The organism is Chryseobacterium sp. (assembly GCF_029240215.1).
Classification (GTDB): domain Bacteria; phylum Bacteroidota; class Bacteroidia; order Flavobacteriales; family Weeksellaceae; genus Chryseobacterium.
Window position 1 is genome coordinate 414,765 of record NZ_JARBTK010000001.1, and the last position, 12,793, is coordinate 427,557.

Consider the following 12,793-nt stretch of genomic DNA (forward strand, 5'->3'; position numbering starts at 1 on the left):
TTATTGATTTAAAGTAATATATTCCAGTTCAATGATACTTTCATTAAGATTCCAAACGGCATCTGTATAATTATTTTTGATGCTGATTGCCTGATTGGCAAGCATTACAAATTCCAGATAATTGATATCTCCGTTGATGAACTGTTTTTGAGCAGTATCAAGAATGGTATCGGCATTTTTCAGTTCATATTTCTCGTACTGAGAAACAATTTCCATGTTTTTCTGCTGAATCTCTGAGAGTTTTTTATACTGTTTTTTTAAGGTAAACTCGGCATTCTGAAAATCATTTTCGGTCACTGATTCTACAATTTTTGAAGCTTCAATTCTTGCTTTATGACTTCCCGAAAATAAAGGAACCGAAACGCCGACCTGAACAGAATGAAACTGAGGTGAAGCATTGTAAACCCTGTCATCTGCCCCCATTCCACGGAAACTGTTGAGGTTGTAGGCAAGCTGTAAACCCGGCAGTAATTTGGATTTCTCCAAAGCCGTTTGCTGTGCTGCAATATTTTTTTGCTGTTCTAATATTTTCAACGAAGGATTTGTGAAAACATCATTTTGTAGATTAGAAAGAGCGAAAATACGTTCTCCATCAGGAATGAATTCCGTTTCTGAATTGAGAAGCCATTGCAATTGCAGCTGCAAAGTTCTGAGTTCCTGCCGCACCCGTTTAATCTGGATTTCGATAGCTGATTTTTGGTTGGTAGCAGTCGTTTTTTCCAAAATATTACTCTCACCGCTTTTTAATCTTAAAGTCGCCTTTTCCAGAAATTGAGAATAAAAGTCTAAAGATTCATTCAGGATTTTCTCCTTTTCCTGCCAATATAGAATATTGTAGAATGTAAGCGTCACGCCTTTTTTCAGCTGATATTCTTTTAATGAAATAGTAAGCTCACTTTTTTTCCATTCTTCGGTGTACAGATTTTTCTGTCTTTTGTAAACGGTGGGAAATGCAATGCTCTGTGAAACTCCGAATTTTATATCCCGGTAAGCACTATTGATTTGTCCATAGTCCGCAGAAATTCCTGTCTGAGGAATGTCTGAAGAAGTTTTAATAAGTGCTTTTGCATATTCTGATTTTAATTTTTCATTTTTCAGGCCTCTGTTATTTTTCAAAGCTATAGCAACAGCTTCATTTAAAGTGACTTTGGTTTGAGATTTCATAACACTTCCTGTCAATACAAAAAAGATGATAAGAATGGGTGTCACTGTATTTTTTCGTATTTTTTTCATTTTAAATCCTTTTTCAATAGTTACATATAGCAGCGGAAGCACAAAAAGCGTGAGTAATGTAGCAATCAAAAGTCCACCTATCACTACAGTTGCCAATGGCCTTTGAACTTCTGCTCCTGCTCCGTTGCTTAGAGCCATCGGAATAAAGCCTAGTGAAGCCACAAAAGCAGTCATCAACACAGGCCTTAACCTTGCTTCTCCGCCGTCTACAACAATTCTTACAATATTTTTAATTCCACCTTTATACAATCTGTTGAATTCTGAAATCAGGACAATTCCGTTGAGAACAGCCACTCCAAAAAGAGCGATAAATCCTACACCTGCACTGATACTGAATGGCATTCCCCTGGCTGCCAGTAAGAATACGCCTCCAATGATAGAAAGTGGAATCGCAGTATAAATCAAAAGGCTTTCCTTGACCGAATTAAAAGCCAGAAACAACAGCACAAAAATTAAAACCAAAGCAATTGGTACCGCAATCATCAGCCTGTTTTTTGCATTTTTAAGGTTTTCAAAAGAACCTCCGTATGTGATGTAGTATCCCAGAGGAAGTTTGAGCTGTCGGTCTACCTTAGCTTGAAGTTCTTCTACAATCCCCTGAACATCGCGGTTTTTGATATTAAATCCCACCACGATTCTTCGTTGTCCGTTCTCCCGTTGGATTTGATTTGGACCATCTTTAATCTCAACATTGGCAAGCTGCGAAAGCGGAATCTGATTACCTGATGGCGTAGGAACCAGTAAATTCCTGACATCATCCAGGTTTTTACGGTCATTACTATTTAATCTTACCACCATATCAAAACGTTTTTCGCCCTCAAAAACCAAGCCTGTACTTTGACCTGCAAAAGCGGTATTAATAACCCTGTTGATATCTCCGATAGACAAATGATACTGCGCTATAACCGGTCTGTTGTACTGGATAATAACCTGCGGAAGACCTGAAATGGGTTCGATATACAGATTTTGAGTTCCCTTTACTGTATTAACTATTTTTCCAAGCTGATTGGCATTTTTCACCAGTGTCTCCAGGTTTTCTCCGAATATTTTCAAAACAACATCCTGTCTTGCGCCTGTCATCAATTCATTAAAACGCATCTGAACGGGATATTGAAAACCAAATGTAACTCCCGGAACATCTTCTAAGGCTTTGCCCATTTTCCCCGAAAGCTCCGGAAAGGTTTTAGCAGAAGTCCATTCGCTTTTATCTTTCAGAATTACCATCATATCAGAAGCATCCATCGGCATCGGGTCGGTGGGAACTTCTCCGCTTCCTATTTTGGTAACTACTTTCTGAACTTCCGGAAAACGGGTCTTCAGAATATGTGCCGCTTTTTGTGTACTTTCAGTTGTTGTTTTGAGATTGCTTCCGGGGAGAACTCTGGTATCAACAGCAAAATCTCCTTCTTCCAATGACGGGATAAATTCACCTCCCATTCTGCTTAAAACCACAACGGAAAAAATAAAAAGAACAATGACAATACTGAAAATGGTTTTGGGTATTCTTAAAACTTTCAGCAAGGCCTTACGATAAATTATTTCAGCTTTTGCCATTAACCGGTCTGAAAAATTCATTTTATGGCTTATTTTTTTGTTTAAAATAATAGAACTCATCATCGGAATATAGGTAAGCGAAAGCAGAAATGCCCCCAGTAAAGCAAAGGCAACGGTTTGTGCCATCGGTTTGAACATCTTTCCTTCAATCCCCTGCAATGTTAAAATAGGCAAATACACAATAAGGATAATAATCTGACCGAAAACTGCACTGTTCATCATTTTTCCTGCAGAATCTATGACAATTGTATCCATTTCCTGTTTTGAAACCGAAAGGGCTTTGCGGAATTTTGAATTATGGGTAAACTGATGCATGACCGATTCTACAATAATAACAGCCCCGTCTATAATCAGCCCGAAATCCAGTGCGCCAAGACTCATTAAATTCCCACTTACCCCGAAGAGATTCATCATACAAATTGCAAAAAGCATCGCCAGAGGAATAACTGAAGCTACCAATAGCCCTGCACGGAAATTTCCTAAAAACAAAACCAGCACAAAGACAACAATCAACGCACCTTCCATCAGATTTTTCTCAACAGTTCCGATGGCGTTGTTTACCATCTTGGTTCTGTCTAAGAATGGCTCAATTACAACACCTTCCGGCAAGGTTTTCTGGATTTGCAGAATCTTAGCTTTTACATTTTTAATGACCTCACTGCTGTTTTCACCTTTGAGCATCATCACAACCGCACCGGAAACTTCGCCATTATCATTATAGGTCATTGCACCGAATCTTGTCGCATAACCATAGCGAACATCTGCAATATCTCTTATAAACAAAGGAACATCATTGTTTTTGGTGACGATTGAAATATTTTTAATATCATCCAGATTTCCGACCAATCCTTCGCTTCGTATGTATAAAACGGTAGGTCCTTTTTCAATATAAGAACCACCCGTATTCTGATTGTTGGTTTTCAGTGCATCGAAAACATCTGTGATGGTAATTCCGTAAGCATTCAGCTTATCGGGATTGACGGAAATTTCATATTGTTTCAATTTTCCGCCAAAACTGCTGACTTCCGCAACGCCTTTTACACCAAGCAACTGTCTTCTGACAATCCAATCCTGAAGCGTTCTGAGTTCTGTAATATCATATTTACTTTCATATCCTTTTTTAGGGCGGACTACATATTGATAAATTTCACCAAGCCCTGTTGAAATAGGTCCTAAAGTAGGTGTTCCGACATCCTGCGGAATCTGATTCTGCACCTGCTGCAGTCTCTCTGCAACCTGTTGTCTTGCCCAATAAATATCAATATCATCATCAAAGACAATGGTAACTAACGAAAGGCCAAACCGCGAGAAACTGCGGATTTCTTTTAACCCTGAAATATTACTGTTGGCCTGTTCTATGGGAAAAGTAACTAATCTTTCGATATCGGTAGCTCCGAATGACGGCGCTGTGGTTATCACCTGAACCTGATTATTGGTAATATCAGGGACTGCATCTATCGGTAATTGAGTTACCTGATAGGTTCCTACACCGATCAGTCCAAAAACCAATAGTATTATAATGAGCTTATTCTTTACAGAAAACTCAATGATTTTTGTAAGCATAAATAATTCTGTTAAAATTTTTAGAAATTGAATACGTTTTAGCTGATAAGAAAACCATCAGCACTATCAGATCGTGAAATACAGCCGATAATCTTGGTTTTGAATATAACTAAGAATACCATCAACATAAATGTTCACAATGAGATTGACGTAATAAAACGTAATGTAAAAACGAAAAGATTTTAACAGTTTTTCGGCGGCTGCCAGATAGAATTTGAAGCATCTTTATCATAGAAAAGATCATAAAATGTACTGATCTCCTTATGATAATCTAAGATAATTTGCTTCTTAATTTCAATTGTAAAGTCAGGATTTACAATAAATAAAAGTGCAAGTGGACACGAGTGAGCTACGAAAGGTAATTTCTGATCTTTTTGATAATCAGCATCTTTTACAGGATGATCATAATGCATTTTAAGAAAAGAAATGAGTGTCATCTTAGGATTATCTCCCCTATGTTCGATAAAGTGCTCTATGAGTGTCGGAATTTTTAATAGCTGATACAGTTCAGTTGTCGAAACCAAATAAAAGGAAAGTAACAGTATGGAAATCCATTTTTTCACATATCAAAATTATGAAATGTTTCGTTAAGAATGATTATAAATATATATGCTTATCTCTAAATGCAAACAATATAAACACCAATATCAATCAACTATAATTAAAGAAAATTATCTGCATATAAAACTAAAGTCCCCCAAAAATTTGGGGGATATTGTAGAAGTTTAAATGCTAGATCGATTATTCAAAAAACCCTTTAGGTAACCGCAGAATGAACCTTTAAGGTTTCTTTTCTATTACAAATGCTTTCAGCTCCGCAATTTTTCCATCTTCAAATCGCCAAATATCACAATAATTAAAATGTTCATATTTTCCGGTCTTATTTTTTAAGCTGATACTGCCTGTTACCGTGACAAAGTCGCCATCTTCGATAGCCAATTCAACATCAAATACCGGTGGTTCAATATAAAATTCTTTCATATAGGCCCGAACTTCTTCTTTTCCATTAAGGGTACGCTCGCCTACAAATACCCATTTCGTATCAGAGCTACAGTAAGCTAAGAAACTTTCATAATCGCCTTTTGATACATATTCATTGGCCGTGTGCAGGATTGTTGTGTTGTTCATATTTTTCTGTTGTTTTAGATGATTATTTTTTACTTGTGCATCAATGTTCACTTTCAAAAACAAAAGTGAGATAATGATCAATGATTTTTTCATATTAAAAGCTGAATTTAATAAATATTAGATTAGATTCTAACCGATATCTTCAATGGTATTAATTCCAAATTCTGACAAACGTTTGATAATATTGTCCTCTGAAACAATAGTTTCAGGAAGATACAGACCTCCTGTTTTTTGTTCGGACTGCCCTTTAAGACCTAATATTTTTTCTGTAATCAAATACACACCTACAGCAGTGAAGTGAGAATTTCCTCTTGATCCTGAAATTATGGTACGAAACTTCTTCTTTGCACCTGATAACAAGATACCTTCAATTTCAATATACAGATCATGCGAAGCTTCCAGCCCCTTACCACTGCCTATCGAATCTCCGACAATGAAATCAAATCGGATATTTCCAGCACCCGTAAATGCAGCGATACTGGGAACATCAAGAGTGCCCATTGGATAACCAACTGCGGATGAACCGTCATACAGATCGATCAATCTGGTATTGGCTTTTGATTCTACATGCAGCCACTTTCCATCCTGGCGGATCAGTGCCCGACCTACAAAACCTGTCACCTCGTCTGTAACCAACGGTCCCACAGGATCTTTCTCATCATATAATCCTGCTGTTTCTACGCGACTAATATGACTGAATTTTGTTGCCAGTTGTTTAACAATAATTGTCAACAATCCTGCCTGCCAATGTCCGGCAAAGACTATCGGAGCAGCTATTGTTTTGTGCAGGCTCAGAAACGTCGTTGGAGAGATCTCATCAGCCAGCTCGCTTACCGTAATACAGGCGATGTCATTTAAAATAGCAGTTTCCCTTAAGATATTGCTGTGGTCACCCAATGCAGATATGATAAGGTCAATGTTTCGAAATTGATCTAGATTGAAACCTTCCTCAAGATTGACATAAACAGTTTCAGCATGAGTTAATTCTTTTGCCAGCAGTTCGCCTTTCCGAGGGTTTCTGCCCGCAAGAATGAGTTCAATGGTAAGGTCAGCTTTTCTGATCAAACGTGCTATGTTGCTTCCCACCTGGCCATAACCTCCAATAATTAAGATTCGTTTTTCCTGTGATTCCATAAAAAATATTTTAAAAATTAAATTAGGTCAAATGACCTAATGCAAATATAGGTCATTTGACCTAAAACAACACTACTTTAATATTTTATTTTTAAATTTACCAGATGGACAAAAAGGAGGAGCGATTAAACAAGATTTTATCAACGACGATAGCTATACTTATCAAAGAAGGAGCAGAAAATCTCTCGATGAGGAAAGTCGCAAAAAATGCCAATTTGTCTTTAAGCAATCTTCAGTATTATTATAAAGACAAAAATCTTCTTCTGATCGCAACTGTAGAATTTTACTTTGAAAGTTGCAAGAAAGAACTTTCCCATGCTATTAAACTTTTAAGCGTTGACAGCACACCGGATAAAGATGTTTTTCTGGAAAAGATATTGAATATGTTGTTGATAGATGGAAGGTCCAGCCATCAGACTTTAATGTTTCAGGAAATATGGACTTTGGCATCAAGAAATAAAGAACTGCAAGATGCGGTAGAAACTTATTACAAAACCTACTGCCTGTGGATGATAGATTTAGTTTCTAAATTCTGTAAAAAACCTGAAGAGATTGTAAGTTTTCTTATTCCCTTTGTAGAAGGTTATACTATTGTAAGTAATGTTATTCCTCTGACAAAAAAAGGAGTAATTGAGATGATGGTAAAACTAATTTCCATTGTGGAGAGATAAATATTTATATTTCCTAAAACAACCCTAATGCTAGGTTGATGAGTACATACCAATGTTATTTATACGATATTAAGTATTATAAATTTAGTCAACTATATATTTGAATGTACCGAATCAAAAAACTACAATATCATTTATTGTATAATCCAGTTTATTGTTCAATAAGTAGTAAAATTGGTTTTTTATGTAAAATTATAATTTGGGACATTTAAGTATATTGTCAACTAAAAAAATTGCCTGTTCATTTTTCGGTTGTACTCTGATTTAATTTGAAAGTAAATTTGCTGAAAAAAAATATGAATAATTTTAAATTTATAGCACTAAATCATTTGGAATTTGATTATCTGAATGACCTTTCGGCACAAGAGCTTTGCGAAAAAGATATTATCAAAATGACTGTTGATAAATTTCCGGGTTTTCCTTGCAGAATAACTTTGGAAGATGCTGAAGTTGGGGAAGATGTTTTTTTACTGAATTACAACCATCATTCAGCCAATTCTCCTTATAAAGCTAGTGGCCCTATTTTCATCAGAAAGGATAAGGTGACCAAAGATTATCCGATGAATGTAATTCCGAAAATGTTTCTTCATCGGCTGCTTTCAGTGAGAACTTATGATGAAAATGGAATGATGGTAAAAGCCGATGTTTTTGAAGGAAATATTTTGAAAGATAAGATTGAAGATGCTTTTGCTAATCATAAAATTAAGTATCTTCATATCCATAATGCAAAGCCGGGTTGTTTCAATTGCCTAGTAAAAAAAGTAAGAAATGCAGATCAGTAAAGAGATAATGTATCAGGCGTCTGTTGATAAAGATCCGGAATTTGAAGGCGTATTTTGGATGGGTGTAAAAACAACAGGCATTTTCTGTCGGCCAACTTGTACAGCCCGAAAACCAAAACCAGAAAATGTAGAGTTTTTTGATAATACAAAAGACGCTATTCGGAAAGGTTACCGGCCGTGTAAAGTCTGCAAACCTTTGGAAAATCCGGATGAAACACCTGTGGAAATCCAGAAATTAATTAGTGAATTGTCAAAAAATCCGGAACTTAAATTCAAAGATTTTGATTTGATAGAACGTGGATTACAGCCAATAACGGTAAAACGTTGGTTTCTGAAACACCACGGAATGACCTTCCATGCGTTTCAAAGAATGTTCAAAATTAATTCTGCTTTTAAGAAACTTCAGCAAGGCGAAAATGCTTTGGATGTTGCTTTGGAAAATGGTTACGAAAGTCTAAGCGGTTTTAATGACAGCTTCAAATCGATAATCGGAACATCGCCAAAGAATTCTAAACTTGAAAAAATTGTTGACCTCAAAAGAATCGAAACACCGCTCGGAACAATGATTGCCTGTGCTAACGAAAACGGCATTTGTATGCTGGAATTCTCCGACAGAAAGTCACTTTCAAAAGAATTAGAAGATATTTCAAAATACTTTAAAGCAAATATCATTCAGGGAGAAAATCCACATTTCAAAACTTTAGAGAAAGAACTTGCTGAATATTTCGAAGGGAAAAGATTGTATTTTACCGTTCCGCTTTCGCCTGTTGGAACAGATTTTCAAAAAAATGTCTGGGAAGTTTTGAGAACAATTCCTTACGGAACTACCAGAAGTTATCAACAGCAAGCCGATATTCTAGGCAATCCAAAAGCCGTAAGAGCAGTTGCAAATGCCAATGGGCTTAACAAAATTTCAATCATTATTCCATGTCATAGAGTCATTGGAACCAATGGAACTTTGACCGGTTACGGCGGCGGAATCTGGCGGAAACAGAAACTGTTGGAACTTGAAAAAGCAATACTTTTCTAGTAGCTTCGACAGCCTCAGTCTGACAACCAACAACAACGTTATCAATCTATAAGTCTACAATGAACCTCCAGCCAACTTTAGAAAACCAAAATATAAAACTGGTTCCTTTGCAGGAAAATGTTAGCTGCCGTTTCTCTTCGGTCTAGATAATTTGGATAGTTGTTTTTGAAAGGCATTTTCTGCTACTTCTAAAATTCGCTTTTGTCTTGTTGCTTCTGTTTTTGCAAGTGCTATCCATTGCAATAAATACTTTCTATTGCTTTTGCTTAATGCTAAGAAATGGTGTTTTGAGTTGTCAAGATTTGTAAATGCTTCTTCCAAATCTTGTGGAATAATTAATTCTTCTACTTCGTCCAAAATTGTCCACGAACCATTTTGCTTGGCAACCTCAATAACTGCCAAACCCGCAGGTGTCATTAAACCTTTTGACATTAGATTTTCAATTTTTTGTTTGTTTATTTTACTCCACGTACTATTTGGTTTTCGCTTACAAAAATATTGCCTGAAAGTATCGCAGTCAATGGTTTCTGCTTTGCTGTCAATCCATCCAAAACACAAAGCTTCATCTACAGCATCGCTCCAGTTTACAGTTGGTTTTCCTGTATGTTTCTTATAAAATATAAACCAAACGGCATCTTTTGTTAGATGATTTTTCTCTAACCATTTTCTTAAATGCTGTTTGCTTTCTGGGTAATATTTTTCAACTTGGTTTAAGCTCATTATTTATTTAACTGAATGCCTTTCTCATTTACGATTTTGCTGTTAGGTATTTCTTCTGCATCAAATACAGCCTGTAAAAAATCGATTAAATCAGATGAAGAGCGGGGATATTACCCAAGGTGTTACAGAGGTGTAATTATCTGGAACGATTTTAATTTGTGCTTCGTTGTTTTGCATAATTCTATCTTTTTTGATTATTGCACAAAACTAAAACCAATCTATGACAACATTATGTCAGTAGCGTCAAAAATTATTTTTCCTATATCCCTTTAATTATTCCCGGCAGGTGTGATGTGAAGCCTTTTTACAGGCAGTATTTTGTCTCCGTGTTACTCAGATCAATTCAATAAAAAGTCTTCTACAAATTTAGAAAGAAGTACATAGGGAGACCGCAGCGCAGTTAAGACAGACCATCAAGGAAATCGGATTTCCGACCATTTCAAAAGCTGGAAACGAAGCGCCTGGCTAATCATTTAGCATTCCATTGCCGAGTCAGAGTTTATGAAGGATGCTTATCAATTGATTTTTGAAAATACTTTAGATGTTGACCTGAAAAATCTGACCGACCTCTTCGACAGGATACAATTTTTTCAGGGAATGCCTCAGAAATTTGCTACACAGCTCAATTCAGATGGCACCATTTATCCTTTGATCAACAAGAAACAAATCAATGAATTAAGAATTAAAAACAATTTACCTGTTTTATCCCCTGAGGAAATCGACCGTATCCTTCCCATTGAAGATATTGAGAGTATCTAGAATGAAAATCCAGACTATCTCTTGTTGAGAAAAAAAGTGGTATGGATTTAATTTTTCATGTATTATTAAAGGTATAAAATAGGTTCATTGAGTCTTAAATAAATGAATCAAAAATAGAACTCAAAAGATCTCCAAATCGTATTACTATTTATCTGAAATTGTCTAACTTTATGAATATTGGAATCCATATTGAAGGAATATGTAAAATCCCGATCTTCAAAATAATTATAAAACGGCAAGACCATGACACAACAAACAGTTAAAAAACCGGCAAAGGCCTGCTACGATCATTTGGGTGGTAAACTGGGGGCACTTCTTCTGGAACAATTTATAAACAAAGGCTGGATTGCAAAAGAAAAATCCAGTGACAAGTATTTTTTTATTACCGATAAAGGCGAGCAAGAGTTCGCAAAGCTGGGGGTTGACCTTTCACAAATAAAATCTGAGAAACTGTGAGTTTTACATACATATTTGATGTGGCTGAACAAGATTTTTTCTAAATTTAATCGCTCCGACAAGATCTACGACTTATTTTACATCCGCAGAAAATATTCTGATCAGGACCATAGTAATTGTTATTATTTAAAAAGCAACGGTCTTGTGAAAAAAAAGCAACTGAATGCTATTTTTCTTCTTTTAAAAATCTGTAATTAAGAATGTTTAGATGAGTTTCAATAGCTCTTCCGCCAAAACATTGTCATAGCAATTTCCTTTTACTCATCAATTTTTAAAAGATGCTAACCGCCTCTTTTAAGATGTCATGTTCTAGATTTGTTTCTTTTAAGTTCCTTTCGGAGCCTGATCTTTTTCATACTCTTAATGTTAAAGATTATAAGAATTGTGTCCTAACAAAGTTAGCAACTCCACTCATCTTTATAACCTTATTAAAAGATTCAATTCTACTTAGAACATTGTTCTATTATTTGTAATTATGTTGCAGAAATCTCTTCATACATTTTCTGAAAGTAATTACTTAGCTTAACCGTTCTGTCCATGTCAAAAGAGTTTATATATTTTAGGAACATTTCTTCGGTACTGTGCCCCGTGGCCTCCATTAGTAAAGGAGTAGGTATCTTGCCATAAAAGTTAGAAGCAAAACTTCGCCTACCGATGTGACTTGATATTACTGACCATTTCTCAATTCTCAACAGCTTAGTCCTGTGTCCTAAACGCTTACGGGCATTTATCGTTTCATCGATCCCGGATAACCTTGCTATTTCTTTTATATCCTCATTATATTTTTGTATAGCTAAAGCATCAGGAAATTTACAGTTGTTTCTATTGATTATATTCTGAACAATAGGATGTAGCGGTAGAAAAATTTCCTTCTGTGTTTTTTGCTGAACGAAATTTAGACATTTTTTCTTATTTATTTCTATAAGCTGGGTGTTAGAAAACTTCATAAAGTCGGAGACTCTTTGCCCTGTATAACAGCTGATCAGCAACCAGTCCTTGGCATCTTGTAGATGGGAAGGTACGTTGGTATACTTTATTTTAAGTATCTCGGGTTCAGTCAATGTTATAACTTCTTTGTTCTGTCGCTCTCTACGTACTTCAAGTTCACGAACACGCGTCTGAATGCCTTTACGTTCAGCAAAGTTGAGAATTGTTTTAACAAAGTGAATTGTTCTATACAGTGTATTTTCACTATAATCTTCTTCTTTTCCAAACACTAAAAAATTCTTAATAAATTCTGAATTAACCTGTTCAACATATAGCCTTTCAGCAAGGTATCCCTCAAATTTCTGCATTAAATTAAAAAAAACTTTGTATCGTTTATAAGTGGAATGCGAAATAACCTCCTCCTTTGTACGTATGTATTGCTCCATAAAAAACAATAGAGTCATTTCAGGGAAACTGCTCTGTTTATTAAGGCAGATATTTTTTACGATTTGTGAAAAAAGCCGTTGACTAATCTGCTTCTTTTTAATGATTAGTTGGCTGTAATATTCCTTGAGCTCAACTTTTAAAGTATTTATTTTATTATTAAGATCCTTATATTTTTTGAGGTAAATATTTTTGGGACGTTGTTTTTCTCTATCCCATTCTGTTTCTAAAATTCGAAGTGGCATATGAACAACAAAACTATTGTTATTTAAATCATCTGTAAATTTTAGATTAATATTTCTTATAGCTCCATTACTTGAAAGGAAGAACTGAAATGTCATTTTGATAATTTGAAGAGTTAATTACCTACGAATCTAGGGAAAAAAAAGTAG

At 35.5% G+C, this 12,793-nt stretch carries 11 protein-coding genes; 5 read left to right on the forward strand and 6 right to left on the reverse strand.

Going from position 1 to position 12,793, the window contains the following annotated elements:
• The 4 genes from K0R77_RS01840 to K0R77_RS01855 all read right to left on the reverse strand — a co-directional run bounded on the left by K0R77_RS01840 (position 1) and on the right by K0R77_RS01855 (position 6,612).
• Complete coding sequence (locus K0R77_RS01840; protein ID WP_300346649.1) at positions 1-4,350, reverse strand: CusA/CzcA family heavy metal efflux RND transporter; 4,350 nt, start codon at positions 4,348-4,350, stop codon at positions 1-3.
• Between the two features lie 182 nt (positions 4,351-4,532).
• A complete protein-coding gene (locus tag K0R77_RS01845) occupies positions 4,533-4,913 on the reverse strand; it encodes a hypothetical protein (RefSeq protein WP_300346650.1) in 381 nt (126 codons plus the stop codon).
• A 217-nt stretch (positions 4,914-5,130) separates the two neighbouring features.
• A complete protein-coding gene (locus K0R77_RS01850; RefSeq protein WP_300346651.1) occupies positions 5,131-5,571 on the reverse strand; it encodes a nuclear transport factor 2 family protein in 441 nt (146 codons plus the stop codon).
• Positions 5,572-5,607: 36 nt separating this feature from the next.
• Positions 5,608-6,612, reverse strand: coding sequence for a hypothetical protein (locus K0R77_RS01855; RefSeq protein ID WP_300346653.1), 1,005 nt, complete (start codon positions 6,610-6,612; stop codon positions 5,608-5,610).
• Between the two features lie 104 nt (positions 6,613-6,716).
• Here K0R77_RS01855 and K0R77_RS01860 point away from each other — a divergent pair, with 104 nt between their 5' ends.
• The 3 genes from K0R77_RS01860 (at position 6,717) to K0R77_RS01870 (ending at position 9,095) form a co-directional block, all read left to right on the forward strand.
• The gene (locus K0R77_RS01860) at positions 6,717-7,283 is read left to right on the forward strand and encodes a TetR/AcrR family transcriptional regulator (RefSeq protein WP_300346654.1); all 567 of its coding nucleotides are present in this window, start codon (positions 6,717-6,719) and stop codon (positions 7,281-7,283) included.
• Between the two features lie 296 nt (positions 7,284-7,579).
• Positions 7,580-8,065 carry a DUF1203 domain-containing protein gene (locus tag K0R77_RS01865; RefSeq protein WP_300346656.1) on the forward strand — a complete coding sequence of 162 codons (486 nt, stop codon included), beginning with the start codon at positions 7,580-7,582 and terminating at the stop codon, positions 8,063-8,065.
• The gene (locus tag K0R77_RS01870; protein ID WP_300346658.1) at positions 8,052-9,095 is read left to right on the forward strand and encodes a bifunctional transcriptional activator/DNA repair enzyme AdaA; all 1,044 of its coding nucleotides are present in this window, start codon (positions 8,052-8,054) and stop codon (positions 9,093-9,095) included. Before K0R77_RS01865 ends, K0R77_RS01870 begins: the two co-directional genes overlap by 14 nt.
• Positions 9,096-9,215: 120 nt before the next feature.
• Here K0R77_RS01870 and K0R77_RS01875 read toward each other — a convergent pair whose 3' ends face one another.
• Positions 9,216-9,815 carry a YdeI family protein gene (locus tag K0R77_RS01875; RefSeq protein WP_300346660.1) on the reverse strand — a complete coding sequence of 200 codons (600 nt, stop codon included), beginning with the start codon at positions 9,813-9,815 and terminating at the stop codon, positions 9,216-9,218.
• Positions 9,816-10,316: 501 nt separating this feature from the next.
• Between K0R77_RS01875 and K0R77_RS01880 the strand changes: the two genes are divergently transcribed.
• Positions 10,317-10,574, forward strand: coding sequence for a hypothetical protein (locus K0R77_RS01880; protein WP_300346662.1), 258 nt, complete (start codon positions 10,317-10,319; stop codon positions 10,572-10,574).
• Positions 10,575-10,817: 243 nt separating this feature from the next.
• Positions 10,818-11,030: an ArsR family transcriptional regulator gene (locus tag K0R77_RS01885; protein ID WP_300346663.1), complete on the forward strand. Its 213-nt coding sequence runs from the start codon at positions 10,818-10,820 to the stop codon at positions 11,028-11,030.
• 473 nt (positions 11,031-11,503) lie between these two features.
• Here K0R77_RS01885 and K0R77_RS01890 read toward each other — a convergent pair whose 3' ends face one another.
• Complete coding sequence (locus K0R77_RS01890; RefSeq protein WP_300346664.1) at positions 11,504-12,742, reverse strand: phage integrase SAM-like domain-containing protein; 1,239 nt, start codon at positions 12,740-12,742, stop codon at positions 11,504-11,506.
• Between the last annotated feature and the right edge of the window lie 51 nt (positions 12,743-12,793).

Bases quoted from the DNA above. Each gene is read 5' to 3' on its own strand.
- K0R77_RS01840 (WP_300346649.1), bottom strand. From the start codon at position 4,350: ATGCTTACAAAAATCATTGAGTTTTCTGTAAAGAATAAGCTCATTATA.
- K0R77_RS01850 (WP_300346651.1), bottom strand. From the start codon at position 5,571: ATGAAAAAATCATTGATCATTATCTCACTTTTGTTTTTGAAAGTGAAC.
- K0R77_RS01855 (WP_300346653.1), bottom strand. From the start codon at position 6,612: ATGGAATCACAGGAAAAACGAATCTTAATTATTGGAGGTTATGGCCAG.
- K0R77_RS01860 (WP_300346654.1), top strand. From the start codon at position 6,717: ATGGACAAAAAGGAGGAGCGATTAAACAAGATTTTATCAACGACGATA.
- K0R77_RS01865 (WP_300346656.1), top strand. From the start codon at position 7,580: ATGAATAATTTTAAATTTATAGCACTAAATCATTTGGAATTTGATTAT.
- K0R77_RS01870 (WP_300346658.1), top strand. From the start codon at position 8,052: ATGCAGATCAGTAAAGAGATAATGTATCAGGCGTCTGTTGATAAAGAT.
- K0R77_RS01875 (WP_300346660.1), bottom strand. From the start codon at position 9,815: ATGAGCTTAAACCAAGTTGAAAAATATTACCCAGAAAGCAAACAGCAT.
- K0R77_RS01880 (WP_300346662.1), top strand. From the start codon at position 10,317: ATGAAGGATGCTTATCAATTGATTTTTGAAAATACTTTAGATGTTGAC.
- K0R77_RS01885 (WP_300346663.1), top strand. From the start codon at position 10,818: ATGACACAACAAACAGTTAAAAAACCGGCAAAGGCCTGCTACGATCAT.
- K0R77_RS01890 (WP_300346664.1), bottom strand. From the start codon at position 12,742: ATGACATTTCAGTTCTTCCTTTCAAGTAATGGAGCTATAAGAAATATT.